Source organism: Salipiger abyssi (assembly GCF_017311415.1).
Lineage (GTDB): Bacteria > Pseudomonadota > Alphaproteobacteria > Rhodobacterales > Rhodobacteraceae > Salipiger > Salipiger abyssi_A.
The window spans coordinates 407381-425924 of the sequence record NZ_JAEKIS010000001.1; the positions used below are offsets into that span (position 1 = coordinate 407381).

At 66.8% G+C, this 18544-nt stretch carries 19 protein-coding genes; 7 read left to right on the plus strand and 12 right to left on the minus strand.

Features of this window, described 5'->3' with window-relative positions:
- Position 1: 1 nt before the first annotated feature.
- The 4 genes from I6N89_RS01875 to I6N89_RS01890 are packed head-to-tail and all read right to left on the minus strand — an operon-like array spanning position 2 to position 4261.
- A complete protein-coding gene (locus tag I6N89_RS01875) occupies positions 2 to 961 on the minus strand; it encodes a glycosyltransferase (RefSeq protein ID WP_207016528.1) in 960 nt (319 codons plus the stop codon).
- Positions 958 to 2193: a glycosyltransferase family 4 protein gene (locus I6N89_RS01880; RefSeq protein ID WP_207016529.1), complete on the minus strand. Its 1236-nt coding sequence runs from the start codon at positions 2191 to 2193 to the stop codon at positions 958 to 960. Before I6N89_RS01880 ends, I6N89_RS01875 begins: the two co-directional genes overlap by 4 nt.
- Complete coding sequence (locus I6N89_RS01885) at positions 2190 to 3149, minus strand: NAD-dependent epimerase/dehydratase family protein (RefSeq protein ID WP_207016530.1); 960 nt, start codon at positions 3147 to 3149, stop codon at positions 2190 to 2192. The genes I6N89_RS01880 and I6N89_RS01885 overlap by 4 nt, the downstream gene beginning before the upstream one ends.
- Positions 3137 to 4261, minus strand: coding sequence for a Gfo/Idh/MocA family protein (locus tag I6N89_RS01890; RefSeq protein WP_207016531.1), 1125 nt, complete (start codon positions 4259 to 4261; stop codon positions 3137 to 3139). Before I6N89_RS01890 ends, I6N89_RS01885 begins: the two co-directional genes overlap by 13 nt.
- 304 nt (positions 4262 to 4565) lie before the next feature.
- On the opposite strand from I6N89_RS01890, the gene I6N89_RS01895 reads away from it, so the two are divergent.
- On the plus strand, positions 4566 to 5330 hold the full coding sequence (locus I6N89_RS01895; protein ID WP_207016532.1) for a WecB/TagA/CpsF family glycosyltransferase: 765 nt from the start codon (positions 4566 to 4568) through the stop codon (positions 5328 to 5330).
- A gap of 31 nt (positions 5331 to 5361) precedes the next feature.
- On the opposite strand, the gene I6N89_RS01900 is transcribed toward I6N89_RS01895, so the two are convergent.
- Both I6N89_RS01900 and I6N89_RS01905 read right to left on the minus strand, forming a co-directional pair.
- Positions 5362 to 5586, minus strand: a complete 225-nt coding sequence (locus I6N89_RS01900) for a DUF1413 domain-containing protein (protein WP_207016533.1) — start codon at positions 5584 to 5586, stop codon at positions 5362 to 5364.
- Positions 5587 to 5598: 12 nt separating this feature from the next.
- Positions 5599 to 6564, minus strand: a complete 966-nt coding sequence (locus I6N89_RS01905; RefSeq protein WP_207016534.1) for a phosphotransferase — start codon at positions 6562 to 6564, stop codon at positions 5599 to 5601.
- Positions 6565 to 6660: 96 nt separating this feature from the next.
- Here I6N89_RS01905 and hslV point away from each other — a divergent pair, with 96 nt between their 5' ends.
- Positions 6661 to 7221: an ATP-dependent protease subunit HslV gene (hslV, locus tag I6N89_RS01910; protein ID WP_076698935.1), complete on the plus strand. Its 561-nt coding sequence runs from the start codon at positions 6661 to 6663 to the stop codon at positions 7219 to 7221.
- Here hslV and I6N89_RS01915 read toward each other — a convergent pair.
- Positions 7176 to 8018 carry a metallophosphoesterase family protein gene (locus tag I6N89_RS01915; RefSeq protein WP_207016535.1) on the minus strand — a complete coding sequence of 281 codons (843 nt, stop codon included), beginning with the start codon at positions 8016 to 8018 and terminating at the stop codon, positions 7176 to 7178. The two genes, hslV and I6N89_RS01915, sit on opposite strands and share 46 nt — an antisense overlap.
- Positions 8015 to 8965 (minus strand): diacylglycerol/lipid kinase family protein, encoded by a 951-nt coding sequence (locus tag I6N89_RS01920; protein ID WP_207016536.1) that lies wholly within the window; start codon positions 8963 to 8965, stop codon positions 8015 to 8017. Before I6N89_RS01920 ends, I6N89_RS01915 begins: the two co-directional genes overlap by 4 nt.
- Positions 8966 to 9085: 120 nt before the next feature.
- Between I6N89_RS01920 and hslU the strand changes: the two genes are divergently transcribed.
- The gene (gene hslU / locus I6N89_RS01925; protein WP_076698941.1) at positions 9086 to 10393 is read left to right on the plus strand and encodes an ATP-dependent protease ATPase subunit HslU; all 1308 of its coding nucleotides are present in this window, start codon (positions 9086 to 9088) and stop codon (positions 10391 to 10393) included.
- 163 nt (positions 10394 to 10556) lie between these two features.
- Entirely contained in the window at positions 10557 to 11234 is a 678-nt protein-coding gene (locus I6N89_RS01930) for a D-lyxose/D-mannose family sugar isomerase (protein WP_207016537.1), read from the plus strand.
- 58 nt (positions 11235 to 11292) lie between these two features.
- On the opposite strand, the gene I6N89_RS01935 is transcribed toward I6N89_RS01930, so the two are convergent.
- From I6N89_RS01935 to pip, 4 genes are all read right to left on the minus strand, one after another.
- Positions 11293 to 12840: an ABC transporter substrate-binding protein gene (locus tag I6N89_RS01935; protein WP_207016538.1), complete on the minus strand. Its 1548-nt coding sequence runs from the start codon at positions 12838 to 12840 to the stop codon at positions 11293 to 11295.
- Positions 12841 to 12921: 81 nt separating this feature from the next.
- Positions 12922 to 13299, minus strand: a complete 378-nt coding sequence (locus I6N89_RS01940; RefSeq protein ID WP_207016539.1) for a hypothetical protein — start codon at positions 13297 to 13299, stop codon at positions 12922 to 12924.
- Complete coding sequence (locus I6N89_RS01945; RefSeq protein WP_207016540.1) at positions 13300 to 14592, minus strand: hypothetical protein; 1293 nt, start codon at positions 14590 to 14592, stop codon at positions 13300 to 13302.
- Between the two features lie 41 nt (positions 14593 to 14633).
- The gene (gene pip / locus I6N89_RS01950; RefSeq protein WP_207016541.1) at positions 14634 to 15632 is read right to left on the minus strand and encodes a prolyl aminopeptidase; all 999 of its coding nucleotides are present in this window, start codon (positions 15630 to 15632) and stop codon (positions 14634 to 14636) included.
- A 52-nt stretch (positions 15633 to 15684) separates the two neighbouring features.
- On the opposite strand from pip, the gene ubiG reads away from it, so the two are divergent.
- From ubiG to I6N89_RS01965, 3 genes are all read left to right on the plus strand, one after another.
- Complete coding sequence (gene ubiG / locus I6N89_RS01955) at positions 15685 to 16431, plus strand: bifunctional 2-polyprenyl-6-hydroxyphenol methylase/3-demethylubiquinol 3-O-methyltransferase UbiG (protein WP_076698961.1); 747 nt, start codon at positions 15685 to 15687, stop codon at positions 16429 to 16431.
- On the plus strand, positions 16428 to 16727 hold the full coding sequence (locus I6N89_RS01960; protein WP_207016542.1) for a YciI family protein: 300 nt from the start codon (positions 16428 to 16430) through the stop codon (positions 16725 to 16727). Before ubiG ends, I6N89_RS01960 begins: the two co-directional genes overlap by 4 nt.
- A 191-nt stretch (positions 16728 to 16918) precedes the next feature.
- The gene (locus tag I6N89_RS01965) at positions 16919 to 18502 is read left to right on the plus strand and encodes an ABC-F family ATP-binding cassette domain-containing protein (RefSeq protein ID WP_207016543.1); all 1584 of its coding nucleotides are present in this window, start codon (positions 16919 to 16921) and stop codon (positions 18500 to 18502) included.
- Positions 18503 to 18544 lie beyond the last annotated feature (42 nt).

The following is an 18544-nucleotide window of genomic DNA, read 5'->3' on the forward strand; positions in this document are numbered from 1 at the left end:
CTCACTTGTACTCGATGATGCGCATCTGCGCGTTCCGGAGCCGGCGCCAGTGAAAGGTCGCCATGCCGATGAGATTGGGAAATTTCGACAGCGTCAGCAGGATGGCATGCCGGAGCGCCTCTGCGCGCGGCAGCCCCTCGCGCATCAGCCCCTGCGCGGTGCGGAGGTAGTTCAGCGCATAGGCGGCCAGCCCCAGCAGCGGCAGGCCCCACCAGAGAAACGCGCCAATCAGGATGACAAGCGGCAGCGCCAGCCCGTAGACCAGCACGCGGCGGCGTTCCCTGACGAAATATTCGGGATGCAGATGGCCCACCTGCGCAAAGCCATGGCCGGTGCGCACGGCGCGGGTCCACCATTGCCCGAACCGGTGGGTGTCGGCGTCGTGGCGGGTCATCTCCTGCGGGATCCGCTCCAGCACCCAGCCGGCCTTGCGCAGCCGCGTGCAGAACTCGTCATCCTCGGCGGCGATCACGGTCGGGTCGAAGCCGCCAACGCCTTGGAACGCCTCCGCCCGCACCATCATGTCGCCACCACAGGCGAGGATCTCGCCCGCCGGTCGCCGCCATTCGAAATCGGCGAGCTGGTTGTAGAGGCTCGCATCGCGGTGGATCTCGGAGCGCCAGCCGGTCACCATGCCGAGTTTCGGATGCGCCTCAAGATGCGCCCGCGCGGCGTCGAGAAAGCCCGGCACCAGCGCGCAATCGCCGTCGATGAACTGCACCAGCTCGGGCGCCTCCAGCGCCTCGAACCCGGCATTGCGGGCACGCGCGGCGGTGAAGGGCACCGAGAGGTCGAGCTCGACCACCGTGGCGCCGGCCCTTTGCGCCTCGGCGATGCTGTCATCGGTGGAGCCGCTGTCCACATAGACCACCTGCCGCGCGACACCGGCGACAGAGGCCAGCGCCGCGACCAGCCGCGCGCCCTCGTTGCGGCCGATCAGCACGACATCGACGGCGCTCATTCCAGCACCTCGCGTTTCGGCGGCGTCTCGCCATTGGCATAGGCGGTGAAAAGCGACGAGAGCCGCGCCGCCTCGGTATGGATGTTGAACTCCGCCTCGACGGTGGCGCGGCCCACCGCGCCCATCACCCGGCGCTGGTCGGCGCTGGCCAGCATCTGCTCGATCGCCTCGGCGAGCGCCGCGACGTCGCCCGGCGGCACCAGCACGCCGCTTTCCCATTGCGCCACCAGCTCGGGGATACCGGCGATCTGCGTGGCGATGACCGGCACACCCGCCGCCATCGCCTCCATCAGCACCACCGGCACGCCCTCGGCAAAGCTCGGCAACACGAAGAGATCGCTCTGCGACAGCGCCTCGGCCACCTCGGCCTGACTCTGATACCCGAGAAACACCACCGTCTCGCCCAGCGGTTCGGCCCGCGCCTCCAGCGCCGCGCGCTCCGGCCCGTCGCCGATCAGCGCCAGCCGCAGATGCGGGAAGCGCTCCCTGAGCGCCGCCACCGCGTCGAGCAGCACCGGCACGCCCTTCACCCCCGCAAGCCGGCCCACGAACAGCAGCGTCTGGCCCTTGTGCTGCGCGGTCTCATAGCGCTCCGGTTCGATGCCGCAATGCACGATATGCAGCTTGTCCCAATGCTCGGTCGCGGCGAAACACATGAGCTGCGAGCGGCAGTAATCGCTGATGCAGGCGACGAATGTGGCGCGGGCGGTCTTTTCGTCGATGCGCCAGTGACCGGGTTCGAAAAAGATATCCGGCCCGTGGATGGTGAAGCTGTAGGGGATGCCCGAAAGCGCGCTCGCCAGCATCGCCACGGTGCAGGAGGCCTTGGCGATATGATTGTGCAGATGCTGCACGCCCTGCGATTTCATCCGGTCGGCCAGAACCGCCGCTTCGGCGAAATAGATCAGGTTGTAGAGCCGGCCCTTGATCCCCTTCGGCGCCGTCTTCCACGCCAGCCGCAGCGCCGAGAGGTAGCGCCCGGGCCGCAGCATGAAACGCAGATGCGCCTTGATCAGGCGGAACGGGTTCTTCGCCGCATCCAGCACCCTGAAGGTACGGGCATGCTCCTCGCGCTGCTCCGGGCCGACCAGATGCTCGTCCCCGGTGGTGCGGATCGAGCAGGTCAGCACCTCGTGGCCAAGCGCGCGCAGCGCCGCCACCTCGCGCTGGATGAAGGTATCGGAGGCGCGAGGATATTCCCCGGTCAGATAGGCGAGTTTCGGCAGGCTCATTCGGCACCCCTCGTGCTGAGTTTCAGCATCTGCTCGTAGCCTGCCGCATCCTGGCCTCCAAGCGCTGCCCGCAGCGCCGTGTTGGGCCAGCGCAGAGGCATGATGCGGGCACGCAGGACCGGCTCGCGCAGAAGTCCGGGCAGACGGGGCGCCAGTGGCGACACCGCGCGGGTCAGCGTCAGCCAGATACGCCACGGCACCGGCAGCGCGAGGCGCGGCCAGCCGGTCGCCGCGCGATGAGCCCGCACACAGCGGGATCGCGTGGGGCGGTCGTCGTCGATGACATTCAGGGCGCGGATGCCTTCCGGGTCCGACCGCGCCGCCGCGACCAGCGCCTGCGCCACCTGCGTGACATTGGTCAACGGCAGTTCGCCCTCGGACGCGAGTGTCAGATGCAGCGGCCCGGCATCGACACCGTTCAGCGCGTGCCATGTGCGGCCGGCGCCCCAGACCGCACCCAGGCGCATCAGCCAGAGCGGCCCGCCCCGGGCGCGGGCCAACGCCTCCTGCGCCAGCTTGGCATTGGCATAGCCACTCGGCGCCGCCCCTTCGGCAAAGAGCGGTGCGGATTCGTCGATGACAGAGCCAGGCGCAGCACGGTCGGTGTCATAGACGGTGATGGAACTGACCAGCACCAGCGGCATAGCCTCCGGCATCGCTTCCAGCAGGTGCCTTGTGGCAGCGAGCGTGTCGCGCCGGGCCGCCTCGGCATCGTCGCCCACATGCGCCGCCGCATGGATCGCCGCGTCGCAGCCGCGCAGAGCGTCGGAAAGATCCGGCACCGAGGCCGGGTCCGAGAGATCGCAACGCAGCAGTGTCAACCTTTGCGCCGGTGGCGGAGCGGACCCACGCACCACCGCCACAACCTCGATCCCGCGGGCGAGAGCGGCGGCCACACAGGCAAGCCCGATGAAGCCGCCCGCGCCTGTGATCAGCACGCGCTTCACTTCGCCCACGGCATCGGCTCCAAGGGGTCGCAACGGGTCGTCATGACCTGCGCGCCGGTGGTCTCGCCGGCATTCTGAATCGCCAGCGTGACCTCGGTCAGGTGCAGCGCAAAATCCGCCGAAAGCCGGCAGGGGCGACCCTCCTCCAGCGCCGCGAGCATTTCTGCCGGACCCAGCATGAAATTCATCGCCGCCGCGCCCCAGCGCTTGACCTTTGGGTGTGTGGTGCCACCCAGCCGGATACGGCGCGGAAAGGGGTTTTCGATCAGCCGACGCCGGATCGTCACCCGCCTTGCGAACCGCACCTTGGCGCTGTTGTCCCAAGCCGCATCACACATGAGCACGCCGCCGTCCCCGAAAATCCGGATAGTGTGGTTATGCGATGCCACGATTGAACAGGTCAGCCGGGTGACCGGACCGTTTTCGAAGAACAGGGTCGCAACCGAAAGATCCGGTGCCATCGATCCGGTGCCGGTCTTGTCTGGGATCGTCTCGGCGCTGGCGGCCACAACGGTGCGGACCGACCCGAACCACGAGATCAACCAGGTCAGGTAGTAGCCCGCATGTTCCAATGTACAACCGACGCGAAACTCGTCCTCGTAGGGCCAGGGCGCGCCGCTCTCGCTGAACCATTTCTTGTAGGAGGCCTGAGGAATAAAACTATCGTCAAGCTCGGCATAGACCGCGCGCGGTGTGCCGGCTGTTCCCTTGCGCAGGGCGTGGCCGAGTGTCTGGGCGGTCTCGCCGAGGACAGAACAAGGTGCGGATGCCAGCATGAGCCCTCGCGCCTCAGCCAACGCATGCAGCTCCTTTGCATCGGGCATCTGCAAGGCAAGAGGTTTCTCGCAATAGACATGGTGGCCGGCTTCAAGACAGGCTCGGTTCAACTCGTAGTGCGAAGACGGGTTGGTGAGATTGAGGATGATACCGCCCTGCGGCGCTTCCGCCAGCAGTTGCGCCAGTGAATTCTTGGCCGGCAGCCCCCAATGCGCACAGAACTTATCCAGCCGCGCGGCATCGCGGTCAAACACGCCGGCAACTTCGATTCCATCCATCGCCTGAAGGGACCGCAGGTAGAGATCGGCGACAAAACCGCAGCCAATTATCGAAATCTTGTGCATCAGCTCCACCTCCGCGCGATGCGCAAAATCGTATGTCGCCCGCAAGCGCGGGGGAAGGGAAGGATGACCATGTTGCTTCTACTCGCGAATCCAGAACCTGCCGGTTAACTTTGCTTCATCAGACAATTTTGACCATAATTCGGCAGACCGGCTCGATCGTTCGCGTCAGCCCTATTTTGGCGGAAATCGTCCGAAATTGAGGCTCCTGGGACACGGTTCACCGGAAATCGGACTCGGACGCTCCTCCGTTTGCCACGATTTTGCGCTATGACCCTGCTCGGGGCGTTGAGGGAAGCAACGAGTAATGGATTTCAGCATCGCTGGCGAGCGGATCTCGGTAAACGTTCCGACCTGGGCAGCTCTTCAGGCCCGGGTTGCGGAGCGTCTGGCACAGCGGCAGGGTTTCGCGCTCGCGACGATCAATCTCGATCATCTGGTCAAGCTGCGCGCCTCGCAGAGCTTCCGGCGCGCCTATGCCGCTCAGGATTTCGTCGTCGCCGACGGCAACCCGATTGTCTGGATGTCACAGCTGGCCGGCCGCCCGGTCGAGTTGATTCCCGGATCCGACGCGATCCTGCCGCTGGCACGGATCGCCGCGAAACACGGCGTCAGCGTTGCGCTGGTCGGCAGCACCGAGCCCTCTCTTGCCGCCGCCAAGAGCTATCTCGAACGCGAGGTCCGTGACCTGGAGGTTTCCATCATCATCGCCCCGCCCATGGGGTTCGAGTCGGACAGCGACGCCGCCGATGCGATCTTTGCCCGGCTGACCGCCGCGGGTGCCGGGCTGTGCTTTGTCGCGCTGGGTGCCCCGAAACAGGAGATGTTCGCCGCCGCCGGGCGACGCAAAGCCCCTCAGATCGGGTTTGCCTGCATCGGCGCGGGGCTGGATTTCTTTGCCGGAACGCAACGGCGCGCGCCCGGATGGGCCCGGCGCTTTGCGGTAGAGTGGCTCTGGCGCGCCTCGAACAGTCCCCGGCGCCTCGGTCCGCGCTATGCGAAGTGTTTGGCGATCTTGCCCGGCCAGATCCTGCGCGCCATGATGATGCGCTTTCGCTCACCACAGCACTGACGCACCCCTGACCCGCCGAGGGGTGCGGGCGTCAAAGTTTGCGATAGATGCGCCCGCCGCCGGCCTTTCGCGCGGTATCTTCGATGCCCGGCAGTTTGCCGGCCCGCACCGCGTTCAGAAACTCACGTCCGATGCGGACCTTGTCGCCAATCCAGAGCGCGTTCCAGTCGCGCCCGTAAAGCTCCGGGAAGTGAAACTCGCCCGGCGGATACTCCACCGCGCGGGCTTTCAGACGGTTCAGCAGGGATTCGTCCATCCTGCCCTCCTTTCAACCAAACACACGCTCCACCAAAGCCATGAGCCGGGCGAAGCGCCGGGCTTGCGCAGCGCTACGAGCCGCGTCGCGGGCCGGCAGCCCCCACCATTCCGCGAGCACCCGGTTGCGCAGCAGCAACCCCACCGAAGGATCGTCCGGCCCGACCAGACGATAGCCCTCGAAAAACGCCTCCCGCGCAAAATCCGGCAGCACCTCGCCCGAAGCGATCCTTTCCTGCGGCGCGTGCAGGATGGCGTAGTCGGTCAGCAGCCGCGCGATGTCGTGTCCTACTGGCACAACGCCGCCCGCGGCGAAATCGATCCCAAGACAGCCCGCCCCATCCAGCAGCAGGTTGCGCAGATGCAGATCGCCATGGGTGCGCGCGGTCACGGTCTGCCGCCCCTCATAGCGCGCGGCGATGACAAAAACCGTCTCTATACAGGCCAGAAACTGCTCTTTCTGCGCAACCTCGCGCGTCTCGTCCAGCACCTCGCCCCGCACCGTGTCGAGATAGCGCAGGGTAAATTTCGGCTGAAACACCCGCGCCTCGCCCAGGGTCGCCCGGTGGTAGCCGTCGAGCCAGGCGCCCGCCCGCCGCAGCAGCCCGGCCTGCACCTCCGGCGGCGTCCCCTCCAGCATCACCGATAGCGGCTGGCCCGGCGCCAGATCCATCGCGCAGGCGCGGGCCTCGACATCCAGCGCATGCAGCGCCGGTACGCCCTGCGGATAGGCCTCCATCGCCTCCAGATGCGCCGACATCGCCTCGGCGAAACCGTCCTCCGGGCGCCGCTGATGCTTCAGCACCAGCACCCGCCCGTCCGGCCCGTCGAGCCGCAGCAGCACCGTGGCCACCCGCGCATCCTCGCGCCGGGCGAGCGGCGCCGCGTGCCACGCGCCGGGATCCTCGCCCATCTGCGCCGCGAGCGCCGGCCACAGCGCCCAAGCGGCGCGGCCAAGATCGGCCTCTTGCATTTCCATCCGCGCGTCCCTGCTCTATGTCCCCGGAGGGCAACGCCTTGTGGCGGCAATGTCCAGCCCCCATATGGCGGCAAGCACGAAAAGGAGACGACGACCATGGCCGATCAGGAGTTCCCCGGCTGGCACGGCACCACGATCATCGGCGTCCGCAAGGGCGGGCAGGTGGTGGTTGCGGGCGACGGACAGGTGAGTCTGGGCCAGACCGTGATCAAGGGCAGCGCGCGCAAGGTGCGGCGGCTGTCGCCCGGCGGCTCGGACGTGGTCTGCGGCTTTGCCGGCTCGACCGCCGACGCATTTACCCTGCTGGAGCGGCTGGAAGCCAAGCTGGAAAAGACCCCCGGCCAGTTGCAACGCGCCTGCGTCGAGCTCGCCAAGGACTGGCGCACCGACAAGTACCTGCAAAAGCTCGAAGCCATGCTGATCGTCACCGACGGGCACGAGCTTTACGTGATCACCGGCGCCGGCGACGTGCTCGAACCCGAGCATGACATCGCCGCCATCGGCTCGGGCGGCAATTTCGCGCTGGCCGCCGCGCGCGGCATGATGGACACCGACCGCTCGGCCGAAGAGATCGCCCGCCGCGCCATGGCCATCGCCGCCGATATCTGCGTCTACACCAACGGAAACCTGACGGTGGAGACCATCTCGGGCGCCTGAACCTCGGCGTCCGGCAGCCGCTCCCAGCGGTCCCCGTCGCGCAGATAGCGCTTTGTCCCGATAAGGTCGAAACCCGCGCCCTCCAGCCCCCAGGTCTCGACCGAGACCCGGGGGCCCGAAAGCGTCAGCAGGTTGAAGGTGTTGCGCTCGCCGCCGCGCAGCCTGTCCGACAGCCCGGTGCCCGCCTGCACGAATAACAGACCCGGATGCGCCCGGAACGGCGCCACGACGGTCTGGTGCAGGTGGCCCGAGAGCACGATCTGCGCGCCGCAATCGGCAAAGCGCCGCAGGGCCGCGCCCGCGCCGCGCATCAGCCGCTTCTCGACCTCCGGCCCGTGCTGAAGCGGATGGTGCAGCACGACGATCCGCGCCCTCTCGCCGGCCTCGGCAAACCCGGCGCAGGCGCGCTCGATCCGCCGCTCGGAAAGTCGTCCGCGCTGCCAGGCGAAGCGATTCACCGTGTTCACGCCGACCACCACCATATTTTCGGTCTCGTGACGCGGCTCAAGCTCGGGTGAGATCGCCCTGCGATAGCGTTTCCAGGGCGCGAACATACGGACCCAGAGATTGTCGAGCGGCGTGTCATGATTACCCGGCACCGCCAGCCAGGGCTGCGTCAGCCGGTCGAGAAAGCCGCGGGCGCGGGCAAATTGCGACACCCGGGCGCGCTGGGTGAAATCGCCGGAGATCGCGACGAGATCGGGATCGAGCCGGTCGATGGCCGATAACAGAGCCTCTTCCAGCCCGGCACGCTCCCGGCCGTAATGCAGATCGGACAGGTGCAGGACGCGGGTCACGCTTCGGGGTCTCCCGGCAGCATCAGGGTCAGCGGCGCCTCCGACATCTCGAAGTGCAGCGGCCCGGCCATCATGCGTTTTTCACCGTCGAAGGCCACCAGCGAGCGGCGCCCCTTGGGCCGCTCGACGGTCAGCCGGTCGCAGCGGTAGAGGTCGTAATCCTCACCCTCCGCCGCCACCCGCGTGGCAAGCCGCGCGCTCATGCGAAAGAGATCGCGCCGCGTCTCGCCCCGCACCACCAGCACCGCAAAGCCGCCTTCCTCGATGGCGTCACCGCCCGCCAGCCCGAAGCGTTCGAGCTGAAAGGCCGACCGGCCGACAAAGACCAGCGGCGTGCGGCGGGTCTCCTGCACCTCGCCCATATCCAGCGTCACCCGCATCGGCTTGCGAAAGCGCAGAAAGCTGCGCACCACCGACCAATGCGCCATCAGGCGGCGGCGGCCCCAGCGGGCATAGACCGTCTCGCGTTCCTTCAGAATCGCCGGGTAGATCCCGAGGCTGGCATTGTTGAGAAAGACCTGCCCGTTCACCGTGGCGACCCGCTGCTCGACGGCATGCCCCGCGAGGATCTGCCTTGCGGCGGTCAGCGGATCTTCGTCAAAGCCGAGCCCGCGAACGAAATAGTTGAAGGTGCCCATGGGCAGCACACCCAGCGGAATGCCCGTGCCAATCAGCGCCGAGGCCGTCGCCATGGCGGTGCCGTCGCCGCCGGCGGAGACGACCATCGCGGGGCTCGCCCGGCGCAGCGTCTCGCCGAGCTGTTCAGGCGAGCGGAACGGGCAGAGCGTGGCGCCCAGCGCCTCCTGCACCGCGTCGATGGCGGCGCGGTCGCGGGCATTGCGCCCGGAGCCGGGATTGACCACAAGCAGCACGCCGCCGGTCTCATCGGAGGCGGCGGCTTCTGCATCGGAAACGGGCCCGGCATCGGGGAGAGCGGCGGTTTGCATGACGGATGGGCAACGCCGCAACCGTATCGCCGGTTCCGCGTTGAGGCTTGGATTCCGGGCTGCGATGTATATGTGACCCGCAACGGCAGGCCGCCCCGGCCGCGCAAGGACAGGACCGAAATGACAGATCTGACCCCCCGCGAAATCGTCTCGGAACTCGACCGATTCATCATCGGCCAGAAGGACGCCAAGCGCGCCGTCGCCGTCGCCCTGCGCAATCGCTGGCGGCGCAAGCAGCTCTCCGAGGATCTGCGCGACGAGGTCTACCCCAAGAACATCCTGATGATCGGCCCCACCGGCGTCGGCAAGACCGAGATCTCGCGCCGGCTCGCCAAGCTGGCGAAGGCGCCCTTCATCAAGGTCGAGGCCACCAAGTTCACCGAGGTCGGCTATGTCGGGCGCGACGTGGAGCAGATCATCCGCGATCTGGTCGACGGTGCCATCGCCATGGTCCGCGAACAGATGCGCGAAGAGGTCAAGGCCGCCGCCCACAAGGCCGCCGAGGACCGGGTGATCGAGGCCATTGCAGGCACCGACGCGCGCGACGCCACCCGCGAGATGTTCCGCAAGAAACTGCGGGACGGCGAGCTCGACGACACCGAGATCGAGCTCGACGTGGCCGAGACCGCCAGCCCCTTCCCGATGATGGAGGTCCCCGGCCAGCCGGGCCAGAACATGGGGATGATGAATCTCTCCGATCTCTTCGGAAAGGCCTTTGGCGGGCGTACCGCGCGCAAGAAGATGACCGTGGCGCAGAGCTATGAGGTGCTGATCCAGGAAGAGGCCGACAAGCTCCTGGACGACGAGGCGGTGAAGGCGGCGGCGCTGGAAGCGGTGGAGCAGAACGGCATCGTGTTCCTCGATGAGATCGACAAGGTCGCGGCGCGGCAGGAAACCCGGGGCGGCGACGTCTCGCGCGAGGGCGTGCAGCGTGACCTGCTGCCGCTGATCGAGGGCACCACCGTCTCGACCAAGCACGGGCCGGTCAAGACCGACCACATCCTCTTTATCGCCTCGGGCGCCTTTCACATCGCCAAACCCTCGGATCTGCTGCCCGAACTTCAGGGCCGGCTGCCGATCCGGGTGAATCTGCGGGCGCTGACCGAGGAGGATTTCGTCCGCATCCTGACCGAGACCGACAACGCGCTGACCCGGCAATACACCGCGCTGATGCAGACCGAAGAGGTCACCGTCACCTTCACCGAGGAAGGCATCCACGCGCTGGCGAAGATCGCGGCGCAGGTCAACGAGAGCATCGAGAATATCGGCGCGCGCCGGCTCTACACGGTGATGGAGCGGGTCTTCGAGGAACTCTCCTTTACCGCGCCCGACCGCGGCGGCGAGACCATCACCGTCGACGAGGATTTCGTGGAAACCTATCTCGGCGAACTCACCCGCAGCGCCGATCTGAGCCGCTACGTGCTCTGACCTCCCGGGCGCCACTCCCGGCGGGATTGCGCATTTGCCCAAGAGAAGACGCGCCATCTTGGTCTTCTTCTCTTTCCAAATACCGCCCGCCGGAGGCGTCCGGCCCCTACCGCAGGCGCTGGGGCCGGGATAGACTCGCAGCGGTCACGCAAGGGAGGCGCCGGTGAAACGCTCACGCATCAACGAGATCCTGCGCGAAGGCGATGCCTTCATCCGCAGTCACGGGATCAGCCTGCCGCCCTTCGCCTACCTGACACCGGAGGAGCTGCGCGCGACCGATCATGCCGAGATCAAGCGCCGGCGCATGGGATGGGACATCACCGATTACGGCGGCGGCGATTTCGACCGGATGGGGCTGTTCCTGTTCACGCTGCGCAACGGGCTGAGCCACGATCTCGGCAAGCATAGCGCCATGCTCTACGCCGAAAAGATCATGATCTCGCGCCGCGATCAGCTCAGCCCCAATCATCGGCACGATCTCAAGGTCGAGGACATCATCAATCGCGGCGGCGGCACGCTGGTGCTGGAGCTGCACGCGGCCACGCCGGAGGGCGGGATCGACCGGCACGCGCCGGTGACGGTGATGTGCGACGGCATCGACCGCACCCTGCCGCCCGGCGGGCATCTGAAGCTCGATCCCGGTGAATCGGTGACGCTTTTCCCCACTACCTGGCATGCATTCTGGGGCGAGGGCAGCGATGTGCTGGTGGGCGAGGTCTCGACGGTGAATGACGATCTCACCGACAATATCTTCGAGATGGAGATCGGTCGCTTTTCCACCATCGAGGAGGACGCGCCGCCGCTGCACCTGCTGGTTTCCGATTACGACGACAGGCTCTGAAGCCGGGCATCTTTTCCAACACCCGTAGGGTGGGTTTCCAACCCACCATCCCCGAAACTTACGCCAGCCACCACCGTTCGGCAAAGCGCGCATTGTCCATCGCCCAGAGATTGCCCAGCGCCGCCGGCGTGGCGATACGCTCATTGACCGCCTGAAGGTGATTGGCAAAGACCGGCACCAGAAGCCCGCCCTCGTCGCGCAGGATCTGCTGCATCTCGCCGTAAAGCGCCCGACGCCGCGTGCCGTCGAGCTCCGAACGCGCCTCGCCCAGCAAGGCCTGAAAGCGCGGGCTCTGCTCCATGCCCCATTGCGTCTCGTTCCAGGGCGCGCCGTGCTGGAGCGCGGTGGAGAACATCCAGTCCTCCGTCACCCGCCCGGACCAGGCGCAGGCGCAAAAGGGCCGCTGCCGCCAGACCTGCGACCAGTAGCCCTCGGCGGGCTCTGCCGTCACCGCGATCTCGATCCCCGCCGCGCGCGCCGCATCGCGAAAGAGCGCGGCGGCCTCGGGCGCGCCCTCGAAAGCGGCCTCGGAGACCGACAGGGGCAGCGTCAGCGACGAGAGCCCGGCCTTCCGCAGATGATGGCGGGCGCGGTCCGGATCGTAGGGCGGCGGGGTGAGATCGGCGGTGTAGTGATTGGCCGGCCCCAGCGGGCTGTCGGCGCCGATGCGCCCGTGACCCAGCAACACCCGGTCGAGGATCGCCTGCCGGTCGATCGCATGTTTCAGCGCCTGCCGCAGATGCAGCGCATCGAACGGCGCCGTCGCGCTCTGCATGGCGAACCCGTAATAGGCATTGCCCGGAACGTCCTGAAGCCGCAGCCCCGGCGCGCCGCGCAGCCGCGCCGCGCGCTGCGGCGCCACCCGGTTGATCGCATCCACCTGACCCGAGCGCAGCGCCGCCACCCGCGCGGCACCGTCATTCATCGCGTGGAATTCCAGCGTGTCGAACCAGCCCGCCTGCCCGTCCTTGTAATGCCCGGCCACCCGCTTGCCGAGAAACCGCACACCGGGCTCGAAATGCTCGACGCGATAGAGCCCGGTGCCGATGCCGCGCGCCATCGCCTTCTCGATCTGCCCGGCTGGATAGATCAGCAGGTGATAATCGGCGAGCAGATAGGGGAAATCGGCATTGCCCGCCGCCAGCGTGAACCGGATACGATGATCCGAGAGCCGCTCCATCTGCGCGATGGAGGCCACCAGCGGGCGCGCGCCCGAGCCGGCTTTCGGGTCGAGATGCAGGCGCAGCGAGGCGATCACGTCCTCGGCCACGAAGGGCTTGCCGTTGTGAAAGCGCACGCCCTCGCGCAGCGTCACCGTCCAGATCCGCGCATCGGCGCTGGCCTGCCAGCCGGTCGCCAGCTCGCCGCGCAGCGAGCCGTCGGCGGCGACCTCGGTCAGCGTGTCGAACACCGCGCCCTGCCCGGCGGCGATCATGAAGAAATCCGCGTGCTGCCGCGCGTCCCAGCTGTCGGAGCGGTGCGCCCCGCCAAGCCCCGCGCGCAGCGTGCCCCCCGCCCGCGCCGGCGCGGCGGCAAGGCCCGACCCGCCCAGCACCGCGGCGGCGAGGGCGGATTGGATCAGTCGGCGGCGGTGAAAGGCCGTCATGGCAGTTGCTTACCCGTCACGTTGCGGCGGACTCGCCGCCGGTATCTCTCTGTCTCGCCCAGTATCGCCGGCAAAGCGGCGTCAGGCAATGAGGCGATGCTCGGCCTCGGCGTCCAGGCATTCTATGTGCAGATGGGTGCATCCTAAAGCAAACCGTCTGTTGACCTCACGGCAGGTCTCCTCCAGCAGATCCAGCGCCGCCTGCCTGAGCTCGGGCATCACCAGAAGATCCAGACGCAGCACCCGCTCCTTCATCAGACCCTCGACATCGTAGGGGCCCTCGTCCTTCTGCCCGTCCGGCGCCCAGTAGCCGGTGGCAAAGCTCACCGTCAGCCCGCCGAAATCCCGCGATATCGGCAGGGCGATGGCATCCGCCGCCTCATCCAGCCTGTCCGAGCCGCTGCCCATCAGGACAACGATCCGGCAGCGACGCGCATCGGGGATCTGTTCTGCTGTCATCTATTTCTCGCTCAGATAGGTGATCAGCATGAGCAAGAGCAGGATGCCGACCGCAAAGTAAAGCACCATGTCCGGCGACCGGTCCTGGAACATGTCGAGAAGCCCCACGACATCGTCCGGCCCCTGTGTGCGGGCCTCATTGACCATCACAAGCGCCAGATCGAACAGCGAGAGGCCACCGATCACCGCGACAAAGCTTTTCAGAATGCGGGTCTGCGCGAGCTGCCGCCTCCGGTAATACCGGTCGATCTGCTTGCGCAGCAGCGCCGCCCAGCCGCGCACATTCTCGAATTGCAGCTCGCTTTCCCACGATTTGTGGATATAGCGCGCAAGCTGCCGCCGCACCCCCTGAAGACCGTAAAGCGCCCGCTCGTGCTGGAGTCGGACAAAATCCAGATGGTCGAGCTTGCGCTCCAGCGTGCCGAGAATCTGCCGCCGGATATCGCGTTCGCCGGCATGTTCCAGCACCCGGACCTCGGCAAGCAGGATGGTCTGGTAGCGCGACAGCAGCGTCGCGTAGAACTGACAGAGGCTCATGCTCCGCATCCAGTCTTCGGTAAAGCGCTCCATGGCGGAGCCGGCGACCGAAAACAGGCTGTTGCCTGATCCGACCCAGGCGCGGGCTTCGTCGAGCTCCTCGGCCTCCGGCGGCAACCCGCCGAGCTTCGAAACCAGCGGATCGCCGGGCGCCGCGTCGTCTGCCACGATCACCGAGCGTGCTGTCCAGATCGGGCTGTCGGGCAGCTCCGATACCGGCGTGTAGACCGAATACTCGTCGGGCGCGCGCAGCACCTTCATCGCGCCGCCGTCATTGGCCAGCTCGCGCTGAAGCGTATCGAGACAGTGATGAATGTGCCTGCGAAAGAGCCGTTTCGTCGCGCCGGTCAGCGCGTCGTCGAATTCGGAGGTCGGGCAATCGAGCCGGTCGGTCGCCCATTCGACGAACAGCACCCCGATGCAGTCGTCGTAGAAATGCAGCTCGGCGGAGAGCGCGCGAAACACCTGATCGCCGCGCGTGACCTCGACCCCGTCGCCGGTTTTGAGCCGCAGGATCACCGTCGGCCGAAAGAACACCGGCAACGCGTCGTGCCGTACCGTGCCATAGCCGAAGGGCCAGTCGGGAAAATCCACCTCGAACCACTCCGTCACCGGCGCGATCTTGCGGATCGCGGTGACGAGCCGCGCGCTTTCCTCGCGCGTGCGTCCCAGGCTGTAGAAGTTCAGCGAGCTTTCGAAGGGCGACACCGTAAAGAGCCGTGCCCGTCGCATCCCGCATCCGGTTTCGGCCGTCATGTCGCTGCGTTCCCTCCAGATCCGGCGCCGTCCGCGACAGACTAGATGCCGGAATTCTCCTGTAAACCCTCCTGCCCGGCGATCCTGTCCATGGCGCGCACCAGCTCGGCGCTGATGCCCGGTTCCGACAGGGCATGCCCGGCATTGCGGATCATCCGCAGATCCGCCTCGGGCCAGGCCTGCGCCAGCTCCCAGGCGCGCTGCGGCGGGCAGATCATGTCGTAGCGGCCCTGCACGATCACCCCGGGGATGCCGAGCAGCCGGTCGACATTCTTGAGGATCCAGCCGTCTTCTTCGAGAAAGCCGTCATTGACGAAATAGTGGTTCTCCAGCCGGGCAAAGGCGCGGGCATAATCCCCCGGCGCCTCGCCTCCAGCGCCGTTGGAATAGACCGAGGCGAGGGCGTTTTCCCAGGCAGACCAGGCGCGGGCAAAGCGGGTCTCGTCCTGAAGATCGCCGGAAAACAGCCGCCGGTGATAGGCGCCGATGAGATCGCCGTGTTCTTCCGCCGGAATGAGATCGGTGAAGCGCGCCCAGGGCTCGGGCCAAAACTGGCCGGCGCCGCCGCCATAGAACCAGTCGAGCTCGGTCCGGGTCATCATGAAGACCCCGCGCAGCACAAGCTGGCGCACGCGCTCCGGATGGCTGATGGCATAGACCAGCGCCAGCGTCGCGCCCCAGCTGCCACCGAAGACGATGAACTGCTCGATGCCCAGCGTCTCGCGGATGCGCTCGATATCGGCCACCAGATGCCAGGTGGTGTTGTCGGTGACGCTGGCATGGGGCCGCGAGCGCCCGCAGCCGCGCTGATCGAAGAGCACCACGCGGAACACGCGCGGATCGAAATAACGCCGCATCGCCGGCGAGCAGCCGCCCCCCGGCCCGCCATGCAGCACCACGACGGGGATGCCCTGCGGGTTGCCGCATTGTTCCATATAGATCTTGTGCCCGTCGCCCATGTCGATCATGCGTTGATCGAACGGGTCGATGGGCGGGTAGAGATACTGCACTGCGCGCTTTTGGCCCGGGAATTTGTCCATGATCCATCTATATTGGCATGGAAACCCAAATGACCATGGGGAAAAGTGACAGATGACCGTGACAATCGACCCCTCTGAAATCGCCAAGTTCGAGGCCATGGCCGCCGAATGGTGGGATCCGAACGGCAAGTTCAAGCCGCTGCACATGATGAATCCGGTGCGGCTCGACTACCTCACCACCCAGATCGCCGGCGAATACGGGCGCGACCTGTCGCAACCCGAACCCTTTGCCGGGCTGCGCATTCTCGATATCGGCTGCGGCGGCGGGCTGCTTTGCGAACCGATGGCGCGGCTCGGGGCCGAAGTCGTGGGCGTGGACGCCGCCGAGCGCAATATCCCGGTGGCGATGACCCATGCGGCGCAGTCGGGGCTCGAGATCGACTATCGCCACACCACCGCCGAGGCGCTGGCCGAGAGCGGCGAGCGCTTCGACGTGGTGATCAATATGGAGGTGGTCGAGCATGTGGCCGACCCGCTGGCCTATCTCACCGCCTGCCGGCAGCTTTTGAAACCGGGCGGGTTGCACCTGTGTTCAACGCTCAACCGCAACCCCAAGAGCTTTGCCATGGCCATCGTCGGCGCGGAATACGTCATGCGCTGGCTGCCCAAGGGCACGCATGACTGGTCGAAATTCATCACGCCGGACGAGCTTTACAAGCTGCTGAGCGAGGCCGGGCTGGAGCCGGTGGACCGCAAGGGCTTTGTCTTCAACCCGGTGAGCTGGTCGTGGAAGATCTCCGACCGCGACCTGTCGGTGAACTATGTGACGGCGGCGCTCAACCCGGAGGTCTCCGCATGAGTCTGATTCCCGAGGGGCAAAGCCTCTTTGTCATCGACATCACCTATGCGGTGCCGTTCGAGCAGATCGAGCCGGTGCTGGCGCCGCATATGGACTTCGTGAAGAAAGGCTATGCCGAGGGGCATTTCCTGACGTCGGGCCCGAAAAACCCGCGCAGCGGCGGGGTTGTGATCGCCATGGGCACCTCGAAGGCCGATATCGAGGCGCTGATGGCGCAGGATCCCTTTGCTCAAGAGGGCGTGGTGACGATGGAGATCACCGAGTTTTCGGCCTCGAACCGGGTGCCGGGGCTGTAAGTCGCGCCCAGACTTTTGCCGGCACCGGCAGGCTTTGCCGCAAGGATCTGACGCGCGATATGTCACCGATATCTTGCGGGCGGGCTGCACGACACCTATCTCCGTTGCAGCCAAGTACAGGGATGCACTGAACATGGACAAGATTCTCGCCGCCTTCACCCTTCCGGTCCCGCTGCGAGAAGTCCTGCCCAATGCCTGCATCCGTTTCCCTGTCCAACCTGAGCTACTCCACGCCTGACGGCACATCCCTTTTCTCCGATCTCAACCTGACATTCGGCCCCGAACGCACCGGCGTCGTCGGGCTGAACGGCGCCGGAAAAAGCACGCTTCTGCGTCTGATCGCCGACGAGCTGCAACCCGCGTCGGGGCAGCTCAGCCTGCGCGGCTCCGTTGCCCTGATGCGCCAGGACGCGATGGAGACCGCGGGCGAAACCGTTGCCGATCTCCTCGGCGTCGGTCCCGCCCTCGATTTGCTGGACCGCGCCGAGGCCGGCGAGGCAACCGCCGGAGAGCTGGCCGGGGCCGACTGGACCCTGCCCGCCCGGATCGAGCCGGCGCTTGCACGCTGCGGCCTCGTGGCCAGGCCGCAGACCCCGATTGCAACCCTGTCCGGAGGCCAGCGCAGCCGGGCGGCGCTGGCGGCACTGATCCTGGCGGAACCCGATATCCTGCTGCTGGACGAACCCACCAACAATCTCGACCGCGAGGGGCGCCGGGCGGTGATCGACCTTCTGCGCGGCTGGAACAGAACGGTGATCGTCGCCAGCCACGATCGCGAGATTCTGGAAGAGATGGATGCGATCGTCGAGCTCACCTCGCTCGGTGCGACCCGCTATGGCGGCAATTACACCGCGTACCGGCAACAGAAGGCCATCGAACGCGACGCCGCCGCGCATAGCCTCGCCCATGCCGAAAAGGCCCGGAACGAGGCGGCGCGCCGGGCGCAGCAGGCCGCGGAGCGCAAGGCCCGCAAGGATGGTGCGGGGCACAGGGCCCGGGCGGGGGGCAGTCAGGCGAAGGCGCTTCTGGATTTCGCCAAGGGCCGGGCCGAGGCGTCGGGGGGCGCCGGCGCGCGTCTTCGCGAAGCGCGGCGCGATGCGGCGGAGCTTGCGCTCTCCGCCGCCCGTGAACAGGTCGACGTACTGACTCCGCTCCACATGGAGCTTGCCCCGACCGGGCTGCCCGCCGGCAGGACCGTGCTGCGGCTGGACCATGTGACCGGCGGATACGACCCGGAGCGGCCTGCCATCCGCGACAGGTCGCTCACCGTCACCGGACCGGAGCGCATCGTCATCGCGGGGCCGAACGGCAGCGGAAAGACCACCCTGCTCAAGCTGATCACCGGCCAGCTCCGCCCCATCAGCGGACAGGTGGACCTGCCGGTCTCCTGGGCGTTTCTGGATCAGCATGTCGGATTTCTCGATCCCGGGCTGACCCTGCGCGAAAACTTCCTGCGCATGACCCCTGCCGCGAATGAACATATGGCACATGCCGCCCTTGCCCGCTTCGGGTTCCGCGCCGGCGATGCGCTGCGTCGCGTGGCCGCGCTGAGCGGAGGGGAACGCCTGCGCGGCGGTCTTGCCTGTGCACTGGGCGGCACGCCGCCGCCAAGCCTGCTGATCCTCGACGAACCGACCAATCACCTCGATCTCGACGGCATAGACGCGCTGGAATCGGCGCTGGCGGCCTATGACGGCGCCGTGCTGGTCGTCAGCCACGATCAGGCGTTTCTGAGCGCCATCGCGCCCGGACGGGTCTTCCAGATACAGTCATGATCCGCTGCCCGGCGCCAGCTCTGAAATCAGCGCTGCCGGCAA

Excerpts from the sequence above, each read along its gene's own strand:
- I6N89_RS01875 (WP_207016528.1), bottom strand. The coding sequence starts at position 961 with ATGAGCGCCGTCGATGTCGTGCTGATCGGCCGCAACGAGGGCGCGCGG.
- I6N89_RS01880 (WP_207016529.1), bottom strand. The coding sequence starts at position 2,193 with ATGAGCCTGCCGAAACTCGCCTATCTGACCGGGGAATATCCTCGCGCC.
- I6N89_RS01890 (WP_207016531.1), bottom strand. The coding sequence starts at position 4,261 with ATGCACAAGATTTCGATAATTGGCTGCGGTTTTGTCGCCGATCTCTAC.
- I6N89_RS01895 (WP_207016532.1), top strand. The coding sequence starts at position 4,566 with ATGGATTTCAGCATCGCTGGCGAGCGGATCTCGGTAAACGTTCCGACC.
- I6N89_RS01900 (WP_207016533.1), bottom strand. The coding sequence starts at position 5,586 with ATGGACGAATCCCTGCTGAACCGTCTGAAAGCCCGCGCGGTGGAGTAT.
- I6N89_RS01905 (WP_207016534.1), bottom strand. The coding sequence starts at position 6,564 with ATGGAAATGCAAGAGGCCGATCTTGGCCGCGCCGCTTGGGCGCTGTGG.
- hslV (WP_076698935.1), top strand. The coding sequence starts at position 6,661 with ATGGCCGATCAGGAGTTCCCCGGCTGGCACGGCACCACGATCATCGGC.
- I6N89_RS01920 (WP_207016536.1), bottom strand. The coding sequence starts at position 8,965 with ATGCAAACCGCCGCTCTCCCCGATGCCGGGCCCGTTTCCGATGCAGAA.
- hslU (WP_076698941.1), top strand. The coding sequence starts at position 9,086 with ATGACAGATCTGACCCCCCGCGAAATCGTCTCGGAACTCGACCGATTC.
- I6N89_RS01935 (WP_207016538.1), bottom strand. The coding sequence starts at position 12,840 with ATGACGGCCTTTCACCGCCGCCGACTGATCCAATCCGCCCTCGCCGCC.
- I6N89_RS01940 (WP_207016539.1), bottom strand. The coding sequence starts at position 13,299 with ATGACAGCAGAACAGATCCCCGATGCGCGTCGCTGCCGGATCGTTGTC.
- I6N89_RS01945 (WP_207016540.1), bottom strand. The coding sequence starts at position 14,592 with ATGACGGCCGAAACCGGATGCGGGATGCGACGGGCACGGCTCTTTACG.
- pip (WP_207016541.1), bottom strand. The coding sequence starts at position 15,632 with ATGGACAAATTCCCGGGCCAAAAGCGCGCAGTGCAGTATCTCTACCCG.
- ubiG (WP_076698961.1), top strand. The coding sequence starts at position 15,685 with ATGACCGTGACAATCGACCCCTCTGAAATCGCCAAGTTCGAGGCCATG.
- I6N89_RS01960 (WP_207016542.1), top strand. The coding sequence starts at position 16,428 with ATGAGTCTGATTCCCGAGGGGCAAAGCCTCTTTGTCATCGACATCACC.
- I6N89_RS01965 (WP_207016543.1), top strand. The coding sequence starts at position 16,919 with ATGCCTGCATCCGTTTCCCTGTCCAACCTGAGCTACTCCACGCCTGAC.